General features: G+C 73.5%; 8 protein-coding genes. All 8 read left to right on the top strand.

From position 1 onward, the window contains the following. Positions 1-804 precede the first annotated feature (804 nt). The 8 genes from G6R25_RS04755 to G6R25_RS04720 all read left to right on the top strand — a co-directional run bounded on the left by G6R25_RS04755 (position 805) and on the right by G6R25_RS04720 (position 22,146). Positions 805-1,665 carry a helix-turn-helix transcriptional regulator gene (locus G6R25_RS04755; protein ID WP_136449107.1) on the top strand — a complete coding sequence of 287 codons (861 nt, stop codon included), beginning with the start codon at positions 805-807 and terminating at the stop codon, positions 1,663-1,665. A gap of 1,616 nt (positions 1,666-3,281) precedes the next feature. Continuing rightward, a complete protein-coding gene (locus G6R25_RS04750; protein ID WP_163552014.1) occupies positions 3,282-10,976 on the top strand; it encodes a type I polyketide synthase in 7,695 nt (2,564 codons plus the stop codon). After that, positions 10,969-16,059, top strand: coding sequence for a type I polyketide synthase (locus G6R25_RS04745; protein ID WP_163552013.1), 5,091 nt, complete (start codon positions 10,969-10,971; stop codon positions 16,057-16,059). The genes G6R25_RS04750 and G6R25_RS04745 overlap by 8 nt, the downstream gene beginning before the upstream one ends. 5 nt (positions 16,060-16,064) lie before the next feature. After that, positions 16,065-16,409, top strand: a complete 345-nt coding sequence (locus G6R25_RS04740) for a phosphopantetheine-binding protein (protein WP_163552012.1) — start codon at positions 16,065-16,067, stop codon at positions 16,407-16,409. A gap of 5 nt (positions 16,410-16,414) precedes the next feature. Next, positions 16,415-17,317, top strand: coding sequence for an alpha/beta fold hydrolase (locus tag G6R25_RS04735; protein ID WP_163552011.1), 903 nt, complete (start codon positions 16,415-16,417; stop codon positions 17,315-17,317). A 7-nt stretch (positions 17,318-17,324) separates the two neighbouring features. Next, the gene (locus tag G6R25_RS04730) at positions 17,325-18,515 is read left to right on the top strand and encodes a glycosyltransferase (RefSeq protein ID WP_163552010.1); all 1,191 of its coding nucleotides are present in this window, start codon (positions 17,325-17,327) and stop codon (positions 18,513-18,515) included. Positions 18,516-18,567: 52 nt separating this feature from the next. Further along, positions 18,568-20,430, top strand: a complete 1,863-nt coding sequence (locus G6R25_RS04725; protein ID WP_163552009.1) for a class I SAM-dependent methyltransferase — start codon at positions 18,568-18,570, stop codon at positions 20,428-20,430. Between the two features lie 87 nt (positions 20,431-20,517). Beyond that, the gene (locus tag G6R25_RS04720; RefSeq protein WP_163552008.1) at positions 20,518-22,146 is read left to right on the top strand and encodes a DUF262 domain-containing protein; all 1,629 of its coding nucleotides are present in this window, start codon (positions 20,518-20,520) and stop codon (positions 22,144-22,146) included. Positions 22,147-22,220 lie beyond the last annotated feature (74 nt).

Raw genomic sequence — 22,220 nt, 5'->3', positions numbered from 1 at the left:
GCGTTGGACCTCGCGGGGGACCGGTGGAGGTGCGCCGATCGGAACGGCGGGACGCCTATATCAATACCCTCGGTGACGGTGGTCCATGCTGGTGAGGCACTTAGTGGGTGGGTGGTCACCCATCGTGGAGGGTGCCGGGTAGTGGGGCCGTTTCGCGGCCGTCGCGCCGGCTGCCGGTCGACTGGCTGGATCTCGGCGTTGGCCGGCGATCGGGGTGCCGCGAGGCCCGCACACCGTCGACGAGGTGGCCCCTTTAGGGGATGGTTCTGGGAGGGAAAAATCACGCGAAGTGGTCGCTTCAAGCGCGACGGTGGCAGCCCCGGAAAGATATGGCCGGGTTGAGGGCACGATTCTCCCACTCGAGCGGTGGGTTTGGCTCGGCGGAGAATGAGGGGCGTGGGCAACTGGTGGCGTAGCGAGGGAGGTGGGCCCTACGCTTGCCGAACATGTCCACCTTCACCGGAAATTCACCCGGTGGCATCGCCACAGCCGGGCCACCGCCCGGTTTGATTCTGAGTCTGACCCCCGGAGGCACGCGTGACCGACCGAGTTCCCCGCTCGACCGATGCTATCGGCGAGGACGCACCCCATCGGCCGCGAATCGGCGTGACCGTGGACACATCCACCGAGATAGGCATGGCGGGTCACATCGCCAGGCGAGCCTCGGCGAGCTCACCCGCTCCGCCGTCCGCCCCACATCGCGCGGCGCCGGCGTCGGCGCGGCACCCCGCACCGACCACGAGCAGCGCCGCTGCTCGGCAATTGTCTCATCCCCGCTCCGGGCCCTCGATGACCGGGTCCCCCATGGGACGCGGTGAGGTTCCGGGCCAGCCGGGCGCGCCGATGCGCCCGGGCATGGCCGCCCGCACCGGCGCCCCGATGCCGCGTGACCTCGCGCTCGGAGCGGCCGAGCTGCGCGGCATCCTGCGCGTCGTGGAGGACTGCGAGCGGGCCTCCTCGCTCGCCTCCTTCCGTGAACTGGCCCTCGACGGCATGGCCCGCCACCTGGGCTATCGCCATTCAGCCTTCTTCCTGGGCGCCTCGATCGAGACGGCGTTCCAGGACGCCCGGCCCACCGGCCGGGGCCTCGCCCTGCGCCTCGCCGGCCCGTACATGGAGCGCTACCGGGAGTTGGAGGCGCTGAGCAACCCGGAAAGCCTGCGCTCGGTCCGCGAGCGTGGCCTCGCCACCCTCGATGACCTGGGCGTTCCGGAGCGTCCCGAGGTGCGGATGCGGCTGGAGCGTTTCTTGCGCGCCCACGGCATCCACGCCAAGCTGCTCGTGCGCCTGTTCGGCCCGTCGAACGTGGGCGCGCTCATCTCCCTGCTGGACTCGCGGCCGGGCGCGTTCGGCCCGCGGGACCGGGCGGTCGGCGCCGTCCTCGGCCGCCACCTCGGCAACCTGCTGCGCTTCTACATCCGGACCGATCCTGGTCCGTCCGTCGCGGGACGGCTGTCCGCTCGCGAGCGGGACGTCGTGCGACTCGTCGCCGAGGGCCGGTCCAACCGGCAGGTCGCCGAGGCGCTGTGCATCAGCATCGACACGGTCAAGCACCACCTCACCCACGCTCTCGTGGCTACGGGATGCTCGAACCGCACGCAGCTCGCCATCGCCTGGCAACGGGAGACCAGCGCGTTCGCGCCCCCCAGCCCGCCCCGGCCCTGACTCGCCGGTTGAGGAACTGACCCAACCGTCGGAGATCCCCGGCCGCGTCCGGACACGGGGGGTTCCGGTTCGAGGTCATGCGTCCGCGGCCCGTTGCCGCCCGGTACCCCTGGCGCTGTCCCCTGCCGCCGATCCCACCCTGGACCCCGGATATCGGTCCTCGGCCGCGGCAGCGGTCCTCATGCCGGCCGGTCCGGCCCGAACGGGCGGAAGGCGCCGGCGCACCGACGCGACGCGCCACGGGCGCGCCTCGACAACCTGACTTTCGACGAACCGCGGGTGGCGCGGGCCGATACCGGCCGCGCCACCCGCGGTCGTTTCATGTCCCGCCCGCGCCACGGGCCGGCCCCGTTCTCGCGCCTGCGGGTTCGCGCGCTGCCGTCTTTGTGGGGCGGCGGCCGCCTTCCCCGCCTCACCGCAGCCCTTCGTGCCCGCTGCATCCCGATTGCCGTCCGGCCTGCCCCGGTGGCGTCGGCCGCCGCCGGAACGCCAGGGCGGGCCGGGCCAGGGACCAGCCGGTCTCCGCATTTTCCGGACTTGCGGTAGATCATCACCTTAACGGCTTCTGTGCAAGATGCGCAGCATGCCCCATCTGTGGGATGCTGTCGTTTGCCCGTCGTAGCAGGCTGGTCCGGTTAGGTGGTGCAGTGGCGAACGCCAGCATCGTTCTGCCCGGTCCCGCTTGCGGCTGATGGCACGCTGTGACTAGGTTGAGTCGTGTCCTTGCTAGCTGGGAGGGGCCCGAAGGGGCCACCGGACCGTCGGTGACTGACCCGGCCGACGGTTACCACGATCAATTTTCGGATGCTCTTCACCCGTGGTTCGATACGTCCCGGGGCGCTACTCTCGCCGCCGATTTCTTCTGGCCTTGCGCGTGCAGGTCGGTGTCCGAGGAATGTAGTCTCGGCTGTTCACCATCCCTTTAGCCGATCGAAGTCGAATGGAAACCGCCGGGTTCGGCGGTCCGGGATACCGCCCTGCGTGCTACCAATTCGTAACCTCCGCCGATCGTCGCCGGGATTGATGAGGTCGCCCGGTGCGCATCCGCACGGGCTCTGCGTAATCCCGATCCGCGACATCACCGGCGATGTCCGGCGGTGGGGGAACCGCTGGATCGAAGGAGTCCCGACCAGGTCACGGCGATCGTCGCGACGCTCCAGGGCGTGCGTGATCGCGACTTTGGCCTGCCACTGTGCAGTGCTCCGCACCGAGCCGACTAGTATTCCGCGCACGTTGACGGTGTCGGGTCGGCTAAGCAAGTCGGCCGCTCCGGCCGCCGGTCGCACCAGTTCCACGAGAGTTGTTGGGGGTCCGTTCGCTTTCCGCGTAGTCAGTGCAGATGCAGCTTTCCCGGGACGTCTGTCGCCCAGCGGCACCGGCCAGGAGGTCACCGATGATGTGGACGATCCTGTCGTCCAGAACGTGTCCATCACGTTGGTTTGGTGGGTGAGCCTCTTGTCCTGGATATGTCCTTGTGGTGACCCGGGGGCGGACCACGTGTCGGATGCGTGGGACCGATCGGACGATCGGACGGCCTCGGCGGGCCCAGTGACCCGGACTAGTTCGTCCCCGACAGCACCCTGCCCCCGGCCGCGATCTGCCAGGAGGACCTGCCGATGACCACCGCACCCTGCGTGTCACCCGCGGCCTGCCCGGCCCGCTCCGACCTGCTCGACACGCCCGACCTGCTCGGCGCCTCCGACCTGCTCGAAGCGCGTGAACTGGTAGTCGTGATCACGCCGTTCGCGCAGCCCTCGGCCGCCCTTGTCGCCGCGGTGGCGCGGGCGGGCAGCCTCGGCGTGCTCGACCTCGGACGGTCCGCTCAGGCGGCGCGAGACGGCCTGCGGGACGCCGCCCGTTGGACGCCGGGACGGTTCGGGGTGCGAGTCGCCGCCGGCTGCCCGCTCGACCCGGACGAGCTGCCCGACGCGGTGGATCTGGTGGTGCTCGCCCCCCGGCTGGTCGGCGCTGCGGCCGGTGTCAGCGCCGTCGTCGGTGACCCGGGGACAGATCGGCGCTGGGAGCCGGGGGAGCTGATCCGGCGGGGCCTGCGGGTCTGGGCGGAGGTGACCTCGGTCGCCCAGGCCCGCGGCGCGGTCGCGGCCGGCGCGGTCGGGCTCGTCGCGAGGGGCAACGAATCGGGCGGTGTCGTCGGCGACCTGACCACGTTCACCCTGCTGCAGCATCTGCTGGCCGCCGGGCTGCGCGACGCCGCGGGCGGCGCGGTGCCCGCCTTCGCCGCCGGGGGGATCGGCCCCGCGACGGCGGCGGCGGCGGTGGCGGGCGGCGCCGCCGGGGTCGTGCTGGATTCCCAGCTCGCCCTGGTCCGGGAGATGGAGCTGCCCGCGCAGGTCGCCGCCGCCGTGCGGGCCATGGACGGCAGCGAGACCATCCTCCACGGGGGCCACCGGCTCTACGTCCGGCCCGATCTGCCCATCGCCGCCCTCACCGGGTGGACCGAGCGGCCCGCCGTCGACCTGCGCGACACCGGCGGTGAACTTGCCGCGGACGGCGCGGTCACCGCCCCCGGGACAAGCGACGGCGGGGCCGGTGGAGATGGCGCCGCGGTCGCGGCCCGTCTCGGCGCCCGCGACCTGGTCGAGCAGTTCCTTCCGATCGGCCAGGACGGTGCGTTCGCCGCCGCGCTCGCCGACCGTTACGGCAGCGCCACCGGGGTGGTGCGGGCGGTGCGGGAGGGCATCCGGGACGGCATCGCGGCCGCCGCCCGCACCCGTCCGCTGGCCGTCGGCGCGCCGTTCGCGGCCGCGCGGGGATTGCGCCATCCCGTCGCGCAGGGGCCGATGACCAGGGTCAGCGACCGGGCGGCGTTCGCCCGCGCGATCGCAGACGAGGGCGGCCTGCCGTTCCTCGCCTTGGCCCTGATGAGCGGAGAGGACAGCCGCGCGTTGCTGACGCAGACCGCCGACCTGCTCGGGGACGCGCCGTGGGGCGTGGGTGTGCTCGGCTTCGCCCCGGCGGACCTGCGCAACGCACAGCTCGCCGCCGTGCGGGACGTGCGTCCACCGTGTGCGATCGTGGCCGGCGGGCGGCCGGCGCAGGCGGCATCGCTGGAGGCGGCCGGCACCGAAACGTTCCTGCATGTGCCGTCCCCGCGACTGCTGCACCGATTCCTGGCGGACGGGGCCCGCAAGTTCGTCTTCGAGGGCCGGGAATGCGGCGGTCACGTCGGGCCGCGGGCGAGTTTCCCGCTGTGGGAGGCGCAGATCGCGGGACTGCTCGCGTTCGGTGAGAGCGACCAGGCCGGTCCGGACTTCTTCGCCGGGCTGCACCTGCTGTTCGCCGGCGGGGTGCACGATGCCTGTTCGGCGGCGATGGTCGCCGCCGCGGCCGCCCCGCTCGCTGAACGGGGTGCCGGCATCGGCGTGCTGATGGGCACGGCCTACCTGTTCACCGATGAGGCCGTCGCCTCCGGCGCGATCCTGCCCGGCTTCCAGCAGGCCGCCCTCGACTGCGAGCGCACGGTGCTGCTGGAGACCTCCCCGGGGCACGCGACCCGGTGCGTCGAGTCCGCCTACGTCCACACCTTTCTGGACCGGCGCCGCGAACTGCTCGCCGCCGCCACCCCCCGCCAGCAGATGTGGGAGGAGCTGGAGGCGCTCAACCTAGGCCGGCTGCGGGTGGCCAGCAAGGGGCTGCGCCGCGACGGCGGCGAGGTCGTCCAGGTCGGCCCGGCGGCCCAGGCCCGGGACGGCATGTTCATGATCGGGCAGGTGGCGGCCCTGCGCTCGGACCGCACGAGCGTCGCCGCCCTGCACGACGAGGTGACCACGCAGGCCACCGCCGCTCTCGCCGGCCGCGCCGCCGAACTCGGCGTGCCGGCCGGGCCGGCCGGGCCGGAGCTCGCGCTTGGATCGGCCGGCGGCACGCGGCGCCCGGCGGGCGGCTCGCAGAACGGGGCGGACATGGACGGTGCGGGTACCGGCGGCGGTGGGCGGGGCCGGGCGACCGGCGCCGCGGGCCGGGCGGTGACGGCGGTGACGGCGGCGGCGGCGACCGAGGGGGACTCCCGTCCCGCCGGTCAGCCGCTCGACATCGCGATCGTCGGGATGGCCGCGATCTTCCCCGACGCGCCCGACCTCGCCTCGTTCTGGGCGAACGTCGTCGCCGGCAACGACGCGATCCGCGAGGTGCCCGCCGACCGCTGGGATCCCGAGGTGTACTACCGGGCCGACGCGGTGGTGAAGGACGCCGGGCGGCGCACCCCGTCGAAGTGGGGCGGATTCCTGCCGCGGGTCCCGTTCGACGCACTGGCCTACGGCATTCCGCCGCGGTCCCTGCGCAGCATCGAGACCAGCCAGCTGCTCGCCCTCGAGGTCGCCACCCGAGCGCTGCGCGGCGCCGGCTACGACACGGGGCAGAAGGCGGCCGGTGAGGGCCGGCCGTTCGACCGTTCCCGCGCCTCGGTCGTCTTCGGTACCGAGGCCGGCACCGACCTGTCCGGCGCCTACGGGCTGCGCTCGCTGTGGCCGGGGCTGCTCGGGCCGTTGCCCGCCGAGCTCGACGAGTTCCTGCCCGAGTTGGATGAGGACTCCTTCCCGGGCATGCTCGCGAACGTCATCGCCGGGCGGGTCGCCAACCGACTCGACTTCGGCGGGGTGAACTTCACCGTCGACGCGGCGTGCGCCTCGTCGCTGGCCGCGCTCGACGCCGGCTGCAAGGAACTGCTCGCCGGCAGCTCGGACCTGGTGCTCTGCGGCGGGGTGGACACCCACGCCGGCGCGCACGACTTCCTGCTGTTCTCCTCCGTGCACGCTCTGTCGCCGGGGGGACGCTGCCGCAGCTTCGACGCCGGCGCCGACGGCACCAGCCTGGGTGAGGGCGCCGCTGCCGTCGTGCTCAAGCGGCTCGCCGACGCCGAGCGGGACGGCGACCGCATCCACGCGGTCATCCGGGCCGTCGCCGGCTCCTCCGACGGCCGCGCCCTCGGGCTGACCGCGCCGCGCAAGGCCGGTCAGGTGCTCTCCCTGGAACGGGCCTACACGCGGGCGGGTATCTCGCCGAGCGACGTCGGCCTGCTGGAGGCGCATGCCACCGGCACCGTCGTCGGCGACCGTACCGAGCTCGCGACCCTCACCGAGGTGTTCACCGACCACGGCGCGACCCCCGGCCAGTGCGCGGTCGGCTCGGTGAAGTCACAGATCGGGCACACCAAGTGCGCCGCCGGCCTGGCCGGGCTGATCAAGGCGGCGAAGGCGGTCGAGACCGGCGTGCGCCCGCCGACCCTGCACATCGACACCCCCAACACCTACTGGGACGCCGACACCAGCCCGTTCTACTTCGACGAGGCCGCGAAGCCCTGGGCGGCGCCCCCCGGCCAGCGCCACGCCGGGGTGTCGGCATTCGGCTTCGGCGGTACCAACTTCCATGTCGTGCTGTCCGCCTACGACGGCGGGCCGGAACCCGCCCACGGCCTGGACCAGTGGCCCGCGGAGCTGTTCGCCGTGCGCGGCGCCGACCGAGCGGCCGCCGGCCGGGCGCTGGACCGGCTCGCCGCCCTGGTCGGTACGAACGACGACGCCGGGCGGCCGTTCCGCCTGCGCGATCTGGCCCGAACCACCTGCGCCGCCGGCGGCGGCCCGGTACAGGTCGCGTTCGTCGTCGAGGATCTCGACGGGCTGCCCGCCGCCATCGAAGCGGCTCGCACGTTCACGGCGAACCCCCGTGCCGGGCTGTTCGTCCGTAACGACACTGAGCCGGGCGCGACCGTCTTCCTGTTCCCCGGCCAGGGCAGCCAGCGGCCCGGGATGCTCGCCGACCTGTTCGTCGCCTTCCCCCGGCTGCGGGCCGTGCTTGACCTGGCCCCCCAGTGGGTCGGCACGATGTTTCCTCCGGCCGCGTTCACCCGGGAACAGAAGGCCGATCAGGTGGCGGCGATCACCGACACGCGGGCGGCCCAGCCGACGCTCGGCCTTGCCGGCCTCGCCGTCCATGACCTGCTCACCGGGCTCGGGGTCCGGCCGGACCACGTCGGCGGGCACTCCTACGGCGAGCTGATCGCCCTGTGCGCCGCCGGGGCGCTCGACCGGGCGGACCTCGTCGGGCTCAGCGAGGCGCGGGCCGCCGCGATCCTCGCCGCAGCCGGGGACGACCCGGGCACGATGGCCGCTGTCCAGGCGCCCGTCGAGCGGGTACGCGAGGTGCTTGCCGGGCTCGGCGGCGCCGCGGGCGGCGGCCATGTCGTCATCGCCAACCACAACGCCCCGCGGCAGTGCGTGATCTCTGGGCCGACCGCCGCCGTGGGCGAGGCCGTGGCCGCCCTCGGCCGGGCCGGCCTGACCGCCCGGCCGATCCCGGTGGCCTGCGCGTTCCACAGCCCGGTGGTGGCCGCGGCCGCCGGCACGCTCGCCGCCCGCCTCGCCGCGCTCGACGTCGCCGTACCGGCGCTGCCCGTGTGGTCCAACACCACCGCCGAGCCGTATCCGTCGGCGCCGGAGCAGGTGCGAGCGACGCTCGCCGGCCAGGTGGCGGCGCCGGTACGGTTCGACGAGCAGATCGAGGCGATGTACGCGGCCGGCGTGCGCACCTTCGTCGAGGCCGGCCCCGGTCGGGTCCTCTCCCAGCTTGTCGGCAAGATTCTCGACGGGCGGCCGCACCGGGTCGTGGCCACCGACGTCGCGGGGGAGTCGGGGCTGCGCCGGTTGCTGTTCGCGCTCGCCGAGCTCGCCGCGGCCGGCGTCGGCGTCGACTCGGCGCCCCTGTTCACCGGGCGCGACGCCCGGATGGTGAGCGCCACAGACGTGCCACGCCGGCCCGGCTGGTTGATCGACGGGGCCTACGTGCGCACCGCCGACGGCCGCTTCCTGCCGGGCGGGCTGCGGCCGCCGACCCGGCTGGCCCGCGCCCTCGGTTCGGGCGCAGACGACCCGGCGACGCCGGCCACGGCAGCACCCGCGGACGCCACGGCGGCATCCACGGCATCCACGGTGAGACCGTCCGCTGCGCCACCCTCCGTCGAGTTTTCCGAGATCGCGGGTGTGCGGGGATTCGTCTCGCGGAACCCGGCGCCACCGCTCGTGCCCGCTGACCCGACCGATGATCCGGCGGTTCTCGCCGCCGGCCTGCCCGAGCTTGGAGGTGGCGGCCCGGTGGACGCCGTGGTGTTGGAGTTCCTGTGGACCACCCGTGAGCTGGTCGCGGCGCAGCGCGACGTGGTGCTGGGCTACCTGGGCTACGACCCGACCGGCCTCGGCCGCCCGGCGGCGCGCGATGGCATCGGCGCCGTCCCGGCGGTCCCTCACCAGGCTCAGCCGGGGCAGGCGCGGACCGCCGGCACAGCGGCGACTGCGCCGGCCCCACGACGACCTGTGCCGGACTCGGCGGGCGCCGACCTGCCGCCGGTCGTCGCTCCGGCGGCTGCCACCGCGCCGGCGGCCCCGGCGGCTCGGCCCGCGGCGCTGGATCGGCCGGTGGTGTTGGACGCGGTGGTGGGGGTGATCGGGGACCAGACGGGTTATCCGGTGGAGATGCTGGAGCCGGATCTGGATCTTGAGGCTGATCTGTCGATTGATTCGATCAAGCGGACGGAGATTCTGGGGGAGTTGGCGGCGCGGTTGGGGTTGGTGGATGCGGGTTCGGGGGAGTTGGACGAGGAGGTCGTCGAGGAGTTGGCGGCGATCAAGACCGTCCGCGGCATCGTCGACTGGATCGTCGGTTCGGCCTCCGGTGGAAGTGCGCCCAGCGCGGCCAGCGCTTCCACCGTGGCGGCGGCGGTGATCGGCGAGTCGCCCGAGGCGATTGCGTTGCGTCGCTTCGTCGTCGAGCCGGAGATCCTGCCTGCGCCGGCCGGTGCGGCGCCGGTCAACCTCTCCGGCTCCCGGTTCCTACTGGTGGAGGGCGGTCTCGGGGTCGGCCTGGCGCTCGCCACCCGGCTGGAGCAGGCGGGCGCCGAGGTGCGGATCCTCGCCGCCGACGATGCCGGCCTCGTCGACCAGATCCGGGCCGGGGTCGGTACCGACGGCCTCATCTGGATCGCCTCCGCCGACCCGGATGCGGACGAGCACGCGATCCTGCCCAGCGCGTTCCCCGCCCTACAGGTCGCCGCTCTCGGCGGCAGCCGGCGGGTGCTCATCGCCACCGGCGACGGCGGGCGGTTCGGCCGCGCCGCCCGCCCTGGCACGACGTCCGACCCGCGCGCGATCGACACCCTGGAGTACGCCCGACGCGCCGACGCCGGCGAGTTCACCGTTCGCCTGACCCCGGGCGCGGGGCTCGCCGGTCTCGTCCGCACGATCGCCCGGGAGGTCCCCGGCCTGGTGCTGCGCCTCGTCGACGTCGAGCCGAAGGACGAGCCCCGCCGGATCGCGGACAGCCTGCTCGCCGAGCTGCTCACCCCCGGCGGACCGCTGGTCGTGGGTTACCGGGACGGGGTGCGCGCGACCCCGCGGGTGCGGCCCGCGGGCGCCGACGGGGCCGGCGACCTGCCGGCCGGGCTCGGACCGTCCTCGGTCGTGCTGCTCACCGGCGGCGCCCGGGGCATCACCGCGGCGGTCGCCATCGAGCTCGCTCGGCGCAGCGGTTGCGCCGTCGAGCTGATCGGGCGCACCACGCCACCCGCCGGGCCGGAGGACCCCGCCACCGCGGGCGCCGCCGACGCGCCGGCGCTGCGCCGCGCGTTGATCGAGACCGGCGTGCGTCGCCCGGCCGAGATCGAGGCCCGCGTCGCCCGGCTGCTGGCCGAGCGGGAGGTGCGGGCGACGCTGGCGATCCTGGGCGGCCTCGCCTCCTCGGTGCGGTACCACGCGGTGGACGTGCGCGACGGCGCGGCCGTCGCCGCGGTGGTAGCCGGCGTCTACGCCCGCCGCGGTCGCCTCGACGGGCTGGTGCACGGCGCGGGCCTGCTCGCCGACCGGCTGTTGCGGGACAAGACGCCCGAGTCCTTCGACCGGGTCTACCGGACGAAAGTCGACGGCGCCCGGGCGCTGCTCGCCGCGGTGCGCGACGACGTCGGCTTCGTCGCCCTGTTCGGCAGCGTCGCGGGGGTCTTCGGCAACCGGGGCCAGGCCGACTACGCCGCCGCGAACGATGCCCTCGACACGCTCGCGAGCGCGGCGGCGGGGCGTTTCGCCGGCCGTGTCGTCAGCGTCGACTGGGGCCCCTGGGCCTCGCCGGCCGGCGCCGCGGGTGGCGGGATGGTCTCGGTGGAACTCGCCCGCGAGTACGCCCGCCGCGGCATCGGCCTGATCGACCCGGCCGTCGGGGTCGCCGCGCTGCTGCGCGAGTTGGCGGGCCCGTCCGGCGGGCCGGCGCAGGTCGTCTACATGTGCGCCGACCTGGGGTCGTTCGATGCGTGACCCCGGCGGCGGGTCCGGGGCGCCGCCGATCGCCGTGGTGGGGATGTCGGCGCTGTTCCCGGGCGCCGGCGACCTCGACACGTTCTGGCGCAACATAGCCGGCGGGGTCGACGCGATCCGGGCGCTCCCGCGGGATCGTTTCGATGTCGACGACTACTTCCCGCCCGAGCGGCCGCCCGCCGTGCCGGGCGCGCGCCCGGGCGCGGGCGCGGCGCCGGCCGGTGCGGCGGACGGCTTCTACTGCCGGCGCGGCGGCTTCGTCGACGAATTCGCGACGTTCGACCCGACGGCGTTCGGCCTCGTGCCGAACTCCGTCGACTGGGCTGAGCCGGACCAGTTGCTGGCGCTGCGGCTCGCCGCCGAGGCGATCACGGACGCCGGCGGGCCCGACGGGCTCGGCGACGCCGAACGGGTGGGCGTCGTGCTCGGCCGCGGCGGATACGTGGGATCCGGGGTGGCCCGGCTCGAACAGCGGGTGCGGACCTCCCGCCAGCTCGTCACGACGCTGCGCGAGGTCCTGCCGGACCTGCCCGCCGACGCGGTCGAACGGGTCCGCGAGGCGTTCGTCGCGCAGCTCGGCCCGGCCCGGCCGGAGGCGTCGATCGGCCTGGTGCCCAACCTCGCCGCGTCCCGCATCGCGAACCGGCTCGACCTGCGCGGTCCCGCCTACACGGTGGACGCGGCCTGCGCGTCGTCGCTCATCGCCGTCGAGATGGCGATGCGCGATCTTGGCTCGGGCCGCACCGACGCGATGATCGTCGGCGGCGCCCACCTCGTCCACGAGCCGTCGTTCTGGAGCGTGTTCTCCCTGCTGCGCGCGCTGTCGCCGAGTGAGGCGATCCGTCCGTTCGACCGGCGCGCGGACGGCATCCTCATCGGCGAGGGCGTCGGCATGCTGGTGCTGCGCCGGCTGGCCGACGCCCGCGGCGACGGCGATCGGATCTACGCGGTGCTGCGTGGCGCTGGCACGTCGAGCGACGGCCGCTCCGCCTCCCTGATGGCCCCCGCCACCGACGGCCAGGCCCTCGCCGTGCGCCGCGCCTGGGCGGACGCCGGGCTCGACCCGACCGCACCGGGCGCGATCGGCCTGGTCGAGGCGCACGGCACGGCCACCCCGACCGGCGACGCCGTGGAGCTCGCCACCCTGGGCCGGATCTTCGGCACGGCGGCCGCGGCCGGCACGGGCGGCGCGGGGCGGGCGGACATCGGGATCGGCTCGGTCAAGTCGATGATCGGCCATGCGATGCCCGCCGCCGGCGCGGCCGGCCTGATCAAGACCGCGCTCGCCCTGCACCATCGGCTGCTGCCGCCGACGCTGCACTGCGACGAGCCGCACGCCGCCTTCGCCGGCAGTCGGTTCGCGCCGGTGCGCGCGGCGACCGACTGGGACACCCCGGCGGGCGGCGGCCCACGGCGCGCCGGCGTCAACGCCTTCGGCTTCGGCGGGATCAACGCCCACCTCGTCGTCGAAGAGGCGCCGCCGGCCGTCCCGACGACCCCGGCCCGCACCTTCCCCGCCGCCGCACCGGCGGATCCGGCGGGAGTCGGACTGCCGGTGGCTGGGCTGCCGGCGGTTGGGGCGGCGGCGGCGCCGCGGGTGGCCGACCCGGCCGCGGAACTGGTCCTGCTGCTCGCCGGGAGCAGCCCGGCGCAGCTGCTCGCTCAGCTCGATGCCCCCGATGCCGAGCTGCTCGACCGGGATGACGCGGCGAACCCGCCGTCCGGCGGCCCCTGGCGCCTCGCCCTGGTCGCCCCGAACCCGCGCCGGCTCACGCTGGCCCGCACGGTCGTGGAGCGGGGAAACCCGTGGCGGGGCCGAAACGATCTGTGGTTCACCCCGGCCGGCCTGCTCGACCCCGCCCGGCCCGACGGGACGCCACCCGGGCAGACGGCGTTCCTGTTCTGCGGCCTGGAGGACAAGTTCTCCCCACGCATCGACGATGTCTGCGCGCATTTCGGGCTCGCCCGACCGGCCCTCGATGACACCGGAATGCTCGGCCGGCACAGCGTCGCGAGTGTCGAGGTGGGGCGCATCCTCGACGAGGCGCTGCGCCGGCTGGGAATCGTCCCGGACCTCGTCGGCGGGCACAGCATCGGCGAATGGAACGCGATGATCAGCGGTGGGCTGATCGCCGGCGAGTTCGCCGACGCCTTCATCGCCGGCTTCGACCCGGCGGCGCTTGAGGTGCCCGGAGTCGTCTTCGGGGCGCTGGGCTGCGGCGCCGTGCGCGCCGTCGAGGTCATCGCCGACCTCGACGGGATCGTCGTCTCCCACGACAACTGCCCGCACCAGTCGATCATCTGCGGGGGCGAGGAGAGCGTGCGCACCGCGCTGGAGCGGCTGCGCCGCGACGGTGTACTGGGGCAGGTCCTGCCGTTCCGCTCCGGCTTCCACTCCCCGTTCCTCGACCCCTACGCGGACCGGCTGCGGACCAGCCTCGCCAGCACCACACTCGGCGAGGCGACGATCCCGATCTGGTCGGCGACGACGGTCGCGCCCTACCCGCGCGACCACAACGCCGTCCGGGCGCTTGCCCTGCGCCATCTCATCGAGCCCGTCCGTTTCCGTGAGCTCATCCGCCGGCTGCATGACACCGGGGTTCGCGCGTTCGTCCAGGTCGGCGTGGGCAGCGTCGCCGGGTTCGTCGACGACACGCTGCCCGGCCACGACCACATCGCGCTGGTCACGAATTCCCCGAAGCGGTCCGGGGTGGATCAGCTGCGTAGGGTGGCCGCCGCCCTGTGGGTGGAGGGCGCGGCCTCGCGGCTCGATCGGCTGCCTTGCCGGACCCGCCCCGAGCCGCCCGCCACCCCGGTCGCGGCGCCGGCCCCGGTCGCAGCGCCGGCCGGGCGGCGCATCGAGCTGCCGCGCCGCCGCGGTGCCTCCGTCCGGCTGAATCTCGGCGCGCCGCTGGTGCGCCTCGGACCCGCGGGCGCGGACCTGCTCGGCTCGACGCAGCCGACCCATGCCGCCCTGGGCTCCGCCGTCGGCCACCCGGTGCTCGACGAGCTGCGTGCGGCGCTCGCCGACGCGGACGCGGTGATGTCCGCGGTCGTCGATCGGTGGGCGCTCAGCCCCACCGCCCCGCCGGGATCGCCGCCTCGGCGGCGCGCCGTGCCCGCGGCAGGCGGGGTGGGCATCCCACCGGGCAGCGCCGGCGGCGTGCCGGCGCCCCGCGATGCTGGCGTGCGCGACTGCGGGGGCGGCGTCGCGTCCGTCGTCGGCGAGGGTGCTCCGCCTGCCGCCGGCAGTGGCGGGGCGCTGGCGTCCGAGCCACGGACCGTCCGTCGCCGGTTGTCCCTGGCGTCGATGCCGCACATCATCGATCACTGCTTCTACCGGCAGCCGCCGGGCTGGAGCGACCTGTCCGACACCTTCCCGGTCGTGCCGATGGCCGAGGTGCTCGAACTCATGGTTGAGCAGGCCGCGGAGATGATGCCGGGCCGCGTGCCGATCGGCATCCGGGACGTCCGGGCGCTGCGTTGGCTCGCCATCGAACCCGCCGTGGAGGTGTCGGTCATCCTCGCCTCGGCCGGGCCGGATGCGGTGCGGGTGACCATGGAGGGCTACGCCCGCGGCACGGTCGTGTTCGCCGACGACTATCCGCCGTCCCCGTGGACGACCGCGGCCACCGCGGACCTGCCGGCGGGCCCGACCGGTCCCGTACTGCCCGGCGAGCGGCCCTCCCGGCACCAGGGCAAGGACCTCTACGCCGGTCGCTTCCTCTTTCACGGGCCCGGCTACCAGGGTATTCACCACGTCGAGGCGATCGCCTCGACCGGCATTCGCGGGCGGTTGCGGGTGCCGTCCGCGTCCGGTGCGCTGCTGGACAACGCCGGCCAGCTGTTCGGCTACTGGGGGATGGAGACCCTGCCCGGGGACTCGTTGCTGCTGCCGCAGTCCCTGGCCGACCTGAGCTTCCACGGCCCGGCGCCGGTGGCGGGCGACCTGGTCGACTGCGTCGTGCGGATCCGGCAGGTCACCGAGCGCACGGTGACCGCCGACATGGAGCTGCGCCGCCTCGACGGGTCGGTGTGGGCGGTCGTGTCCGCCTGGACGGATCGGCGGTTCGCCAACGACGACGTGCTCTGGGCGATGGTCCGCGCCCCGGAGCTGCACACCGTGGCCCAGCCCTCCGGTGAGGGTTGGGTGGTCGTGCTCGACCGCTGGACCGACTCGGCCTCGCGTGAACTGATCGTGCGCCACTACGCCGACGCCGTGGACCGGGCCCGGCTGGCGGGCCTCAACCCGCGGGCCGCGCGCGGCTGGCTGTTGGGGCGCATCGCCGTCCAGGATGCCGTCCGGCGCTGGCTGTGGGCGCGGGGCGCGGGTCCCGTCTGGGGGATCGAGGTCCGGATCGCCCACGACGCCCACGGCGCCCCGCTGGTCGGCGCCCTGCCGGCGCGGCCGGGCATCCCGGCCGACGACCCCCCGCGGGTCTCCCTCGCCCACAAGCCGGAGCTGGCGGTGGCGTTGGTGTCCGCGGACGGGGCGGTTGGCATCGACATCGAGCAGATCACCGTGCGGGCGCCCGGGGTCGAGGCGGCGGCGCTCGCCCCGGCCGAACGTGACCTGCTCGACCGGGTCGCCGGCGGTGATCCGGGGCGCCGGGCGTTGTGGTTCACCCGGCTGTGGGCGGCGAAGGAGGCGGCCGCAAAGGCCGAGGGCACCGGGCTCGCGGGCCGGCCGCGCCAGTTCGTCGTCGACGGCCCGCACCCGCCCGGACGCGCCTGGGCCGCGGCCGACTGGGCCGGGCACGCACCGCCCGAACTGGTCCGGGTCACCATCCACAAGGATGATCCCGGCGGGCCGGTTCCATCAGGCTCGCGGTGGGTGGCGTTGCGTACGGTGGATGCCTCCGGCCAGATCCAGCCGGAAGGCGGCCAGCCCGGGGCCCCCGAGCCGGATTCGGGCGGCGTCGGCGAGCGGGCTGTGGCGAGGGACGTGCGTTCCGCCACCGTCATCGGTCAGGAAGCAGCGTGTGACGGCGCCCCCGCCCGTCGGGCCGGCGCCGCGACCTATGTGGTCGCTTGGACCTCCCCCGAGGTCGAGGCGAGCGGCCTTCCGAACAAGAAGGAGTAGCGATCATGTCTGTTCAGGCGACGGCGGGACCGGGCGGTGTCGGCCGGGCGGAGCACGAGACGCGGGTGCTCGGCGAGGTCAGCGAGGACCTGCGCGAGATCATCGGTGAGGAGTACGTGATCGACATGGACATCGCCATGGAGAGCACGTTCAGCCATGACCTCGAGCTGGAAAGCATCGAGTTCGTGGCGCTTGCCGACCGGCTTCGGGAGCGCTACGGCGAGGCAGTCGACTTCGTCGGCTTCCTCGCCACGATGGACGTCGACCAGGTGATCAACATGCAGGTCGGCGAGGTCGTCCGGTTCATCGTCAGCAGCCTGCCGGCGACCGAGACCGCCGGAAGGAGGTAAGGCTCGTGGCAGAGGTCATCGCGAACGGCGTCCGGCTGCATGTGCAGCGGCTCGAATCCCGTGCGGGAGCGTCCGCGGACTCGCCGATCGTGGTCATGGTGCACGGCATGGTGATGGACAACATCTCCAGCTTCTACTTTTCGCTGGGTACCAACCTGGCAGACGCGGGCTGCGACGTCATCTGCTACGACCTGCGAGGCCATGGCCGCAGTGAGCGCACCCGAGGGGGCTACCGTCTCGTCGACTCGATGGCCGACCTCGCCGGGCTGCTCGACGCGCTCGGCGTGGACCGCCCGGTGCACGTCATCGGCAACAGCTATGGTGCGACGCTGGCCCTGGCGTTCGGGTTGGAGTTCACCGCCCGGGTCGCGAGCCTGACGCTCATCGAGCCGCCGTTCCTCATCGAGGGCCTGGGCAAGGAGATGGCCCGTTCGCTGAGCCAGATCCTCGTCGCGATGAACGATGACGAGGTCGAACAGTGGCTGGCCAACGGTGCCGGCCGGGCGGCCGTCCGCACAGCCCGGGCCGCCCAGCGCCTGCTGGCCGAGACGACGATCGCGACCGACATGTTGGCGACGCCGCCGTTCTCCGCCGAGGCGCTCGCCGCGCTGCGAGTCCCGGTGCTCGCCGTGTACGGGGAGAACTCCGACATCATCGGGCAGGCCGCCGGGCTCGCCGCCCTCGTCCCCGACTGCTCCCTGATCGTGCTGGAGCACCACACCCACATGGTGCTGCGTGAGGCCACCGCCTACCTGCGCACCCTGTTGAACTGGTGGCTGTTCGACCGGCGCACGCCACCGCCGCCCTACGTCCGCGAGGACGACCGGAGCTTCGCCACCCCGGACTGGGTGACGCAGATGGTGCCGCCGCCCGACCTGAATGCCGGGCGCCGCCCGGCGGTGGGCTGACGCGGCCGTGAGCCGCTTTCTGTTCGTCGTGCCGCCGCTGACCGGGCACGTCAACCCGGCCGTGGGGATTGCCGGGGAGCTCGCCGCCCGGGGCCACCAGGTCGCCGTCGCCGGCCATGCGGGAGTGATCGGCGAGCTGGTCCCGCCGGGGCTGCCGCTGCTGGCGCTGCCGGAGACACTCGACGAGGCCGACCGCGCCGAAATCGTGGCCCGCTCGCGGGCACTGCGCGGCGCGGCGTCGCTGAAGTTCCTGTGGGAGGACTTTCTGCTGCCGCTGGCCGCGGCGATGGAACCGGCGATCGACGAGGCCGTCGATGCGTTCCGTCCGGATGCGCTGGTCATCGACCAGCAGGCGGTCGGGGCGGCCCTGGTCGCCCGCCGCCGGCGGCTGCGCTGGGCCACGCTCGCCACGACCCCGGCCGAGCTCGGCAACCCGTACGGGGTGATGGCCGGGCTCGGTCGATGGATCACCGATCTGCTGCGGGACTTCCAGCTCGCGCGCGGCGTGCCCGCCGTCGAGGCGGCCGCCGGCGACCTGCGGTTCTCCGACGAACTCACGCTCGTCGCGTCCGTGCGGGAGTTGCTGCGCAACCCCGAGGTGCCCGGTCACGTCGCGTTCGTGGGCAGCCCGGTCGGCCGGCGGGCGCAGACCGCTTCGTTCCCCTGGGAATGGCTGGACCCCGACCGCGAGACGGTGCTCGTCTCGCTCGGCACGGTGACCCGGGAGGCCGGCGGGCGGTTCCTGCGGGCCGCCGCGGAGGGCATGCTGGGCCTGGCCGGCCGGGCGCAGACCGTCCTCGTCGCTCCGGCCGGGCTCGTCGACGACCTGGCCGCCGCCGCCCCCGACGACCTGCTCGTGGCCCCGATCGTGCCGCAGGTCGACCTGATGCCGCGGCTGTCCGCGGTGGTCTGCCACGCCGGCAACAACACCGTCTGCGAGTCCTTATCGCACGGCGTCCCGCTGGTCGTCGCCCCGGTCCGCGACGATCAGCCGGTCATCGGCGAGCAGGTCGTCCGCAGCGGCGCCGGTCTGCGGATCAAGTTCGGTCGGGCCGGACCCGCTGCCGTGTGCGGCGCGGTGACATCTCTGCTCGACGAGCCCGGCCACCGGGAGGCCGCCGGCCGGCTGCGCGACGCCTTCGCTGCGGCGGGAGGGGTTGCGGCCGCCGCCGACCGGCTTGAGAAACTCGTCGCATGATGCTTCGCCGGCGTGGTGGCGCCGAAGTCGGGCCGGTGCGGGGCTGACCGGCGTGCTCGACTGGCTGCCGGTCCTGGTCTGCGTCGGCCTGCTCATCAACGGGGTGCGGCTGCGTGGCCGGCTGCGCCGGTTGGAGACCCTGCCCGCCTCCGGTCGACCGGTGGATCCGTCGCACGAGTTCCTCGTCGCCGACGGGGTCCGGCTGACCGACAGCGGGCGGCGTGCGGCAAGCTACCACGCCAGCAGGGACAAGCTCGACGTCCTCGACCTCGTCCCCGCGGACCTCACCGTCGAACGCGCCCTCGACCTCGCCCGGATGGTCGACACCCGCACCTACCGCACCGATCGGTGTGTGCCCGGCCGCGGCGCCTTCCAGGCGTTGCTGGTCCGCTCGGAGATCCTCGACCGGGCCGGCATCACCCGCCGCGAGGGTTTCGACCAGGTGGAGCTCGTCGATCTCACCGAGTGGCTGAAGACCTTCGCGTCCGGGTCGACCGACCTTGCCGTGCTGCCGGGGCTGCGCGCCGCCCGGGAGGACGCGGCGGTGCGCGTGCGGGTCCAGCAGCGGGCGTACCGGTTCACCCGGCGCAACCAGCTCTTCCCGTTCGTGCCCCAGCTCGCCACCGCCATCGGCGTGCACGTCAACCGGCCGTGGGGGCTCGCGGCCACGGCACTGTTCTGGTTCCAGCCGTTCTTCGTCTGCGCCGGCCGGGTGCCGCTGTCCCCTCGCGATCTGATCCGCTCCCCGATCGTGCGCATCCTCAGCGGGGTGCTGTTCGTCATCGACTCCGTGCGCGCCGGCCGCGCGCAGGCCGCGCGGGCCGCCGAGGCCAAGGCCGCCGGGCTGCCGGCCGACCCGGTCAAGCACGCGAAGAAGCAGCGGACGGCGGCCAGCCGGGCGTCCTACGGCCGCGACGTCCGCGCCGGCCTGGCCCGGTTCCTGCGCCGCGCCCGCGCCGACTGCCCCTGGTGCGGCTCGGCGGAGCTGGCCACCCGGCTCGATTCGCCCGACATGTTCCTGCGTAAACCCGGTCGGTTCCGCCTCGACGGCTGCCGGCGTTGCGGACACGTGTTCCTCAACCCGGCGCTGAGCCCCGCCGGCCGCGAGTTCTACGACCGGGACCGTTACGACGGGCTGCGTGCCGGGATCGCCGAGCAGGCCCTGGCGGTGATCGCCCGCGACCGGCGCGGGCAGGCCGCCGCCGTGCGCCCGTTCACAGTCCCGCGCACCTGGCTGGACGTCGGCTCCCGCTACGGCCACTTCCCGAACGCGGCCCGCGAGGTGTGGCCGGCGACGGTGTTCGACGGGGTCGACACGTTCCCCGGGCTGGACGAGGGCCTGCGGCGCGGCTGGCTCGACCATGCCCACCACGGCCGGCTGCCCGACGTCGTCGACGCGGTGGCCGGCCGCTACGACGTCATCAGCATGTTCGGCTACCTGGAACGCACCGACGATCCGTCGGCGGAGCTCGACGCCGTCGCCAAGGCGTTACCGCCCGGCGGGCACGTGCTGTGCGAGCTGGCGAACGTCGAGTGCCACCAGGCCCGCCTGCTCGGCCGGTTCTGGGCCGGCTGGGCGGTGCCGGAACGGGCGCACCTCATCCCGGTGGACAACCTGCTCGCCGCGCTGGAGGACCGGGGCCTGCGGCCCGTCCTGGTACGCTTCGCCGCCAGCCGCGGGCTCGGCGACCTCACCGCCGCCCTGCTAATCGCCGTCGCCGCCATCGCGCCGCGCCCGATGCCCTGGCTGCGCCAGGCCGCCGGCCCCGCCCACCTGGCGGCCTGGGCCGCCATGATGGCGGTGGTCAGCCCCCTGCTGATCACCGCCCGGATCCTCGACCGGCTCGCCCGGCGCTACGTCCATGGCGCCGGTTTCGCGGGCACCTACCTGGTGATCGCCCGCAAGGAGGTCTAGAACCGAGAGTAGCCTGTTAATCAGCGCGGCGTCTTGAGCGGCGAAGAGATTGCGGTCCACTGGAGGGGTACGGACATGGCTGGGGGGATGTCCTTGGAGGAGTCCTTTCCCACCTTCATCTCCATTCCGGAACTCGTCGAGCGGGTCCGCTCCGGCGGGATCAGGATCCCGACCTTCCAGCGGTCCTTTGGCTGGGACGCGAAAGACGTGCGCGATCTCTTCGACAGCCTCTACCGGGGCATTCCGGTCGGCACGCTTATCTTCTGGCGTCGACCCGGACCGGCCGGCCAGATCCAGCTTGGCCCGCTCTCCCTCACCGTCCCTGATGTCGGCGACGCGCTCTGGGTCGTGGACGGCCAGAAGCGGATCATCTCGCTTGCGCTGGCACTCTCGCCCGATGTCGACGATACGGACGACGCGGGCGAAAGGTTCGCGGTCTATTTTGACCTCGGCACGAAGAAGTTCGTGCACCCGGGCGAGGGGGTCATCTCGACACGGGCGATTCCGCTGCACGAGTTCCGGGCGTCCAGCGACCTTTTCGCCTGGCTGCGAAATCACTCCAAAGATCTGAAGGAAGAGGACTTCGAGGCAGTCCACCGGCTGAACGACTCCCTCCGGAGTTATCGAATTCCCGCGTATGTGGTGGCGAGCGATGACCGGGATCTGATCCGGTTGATCTTTGGCCGCGTGAACTCCGCAGGTAAGCCGATGAGTCGCGCCGAGGTGTTCCGCGTCTCTTTTGCCGGTCGGCCCGAGCCGAGTAGCCCGGCAAGCGTGGCGAAGGAGCTGGCGGCGCGCGGGTTCGGCACGATTCCCGAGCGCTATGTACGACAAAGCCTCCTCGCCATCCGCGGCGGTGATATAAATCGTAGCCTGGACGAGGAATTCTCGCCCACCGAGGATCCTGCTGACTGGTACGACCGCACCGAGCAGGCCATTGCCAAAGGTATAGGTTTTCTGCAGGGGATCGGTGTTCCGCACCGCGAGCTTGTGCCGAACATGGCGCCGCTCCCGGCTCTTGCCGCGTTCTTTCATCTGTACGAAGACATCGATCCGTGGATTGGTCGACTCCTCGCGCGCTGGCTCTGGCGGGGATGGGCGCACGGTTTCGGCGAGGGCGGTTGGCCAGCGGCCCTCCGGAAGGTAGTGGCCGGGCCCGATGCCCCGGCAGCAGATTCGGATGTCGGACTTTCCGAACCGTACTGGTTCGTGCGGGCATTGCTTCACTCGGTGCCAGACCGGCCGCCGCCACGTGTCGACCTGAGCAGCAACGTGAACCCAGTCGGGGCCCAAGACAGCCTTTTCCTGCTCGCGCTGTATTCACTGCATCCTCTCGACGCCGGCGGGAATCCGGTCGATGTCGCCGGCGAGCTGGAGGAATTCGGGACCGATGCGGTAACCGAAATTATTCCCGAACTCCAAAACTTTGCTCGACAGGCCGCCAACCTTGCCCTGTGGCCGCCGAGTGCTCCTCCGCTTCTCGAGGTGCGGGACCCGCACATTCTTGCGAGCTATGCCATCGATGATCAATTGGCCAATCAATCGGCCGATTGGCGCGATTGGAATGATTGGGGCCGGGACCATTTTCTGCGTGCCCGCGGACGCGCGATCGAGAAGATAGTGCACGACTTCTTGGACAGCCGGCTCGAGCCCAGCTCGATAATTCGACCTCCGCTCGGCGATCTACTGGTCGCCGGGCTAGGAGCTGAGATCTAGTGGCCAGCACGCGATCCCTGACCGTTCAGCTCCAGCGCAGCACCGGCGACTGGGTGGATGTCGGAGACCTGCAC

The sequence above is a fragment of the Candidatus Frankia alpina genome (assembly GCF_902806485.1).
Taxonomy (GTDB): Bacteria; Actinomycetota; Actinomycetes; order Frankiales; family Frankiaceae; genus Frankia; species Frankia alpina.
The sequence above is the reverse complement of the archived record's forward strand: the minus strand, read 5'-3'. Positions and strand labels throughout refer to the sequence as shown.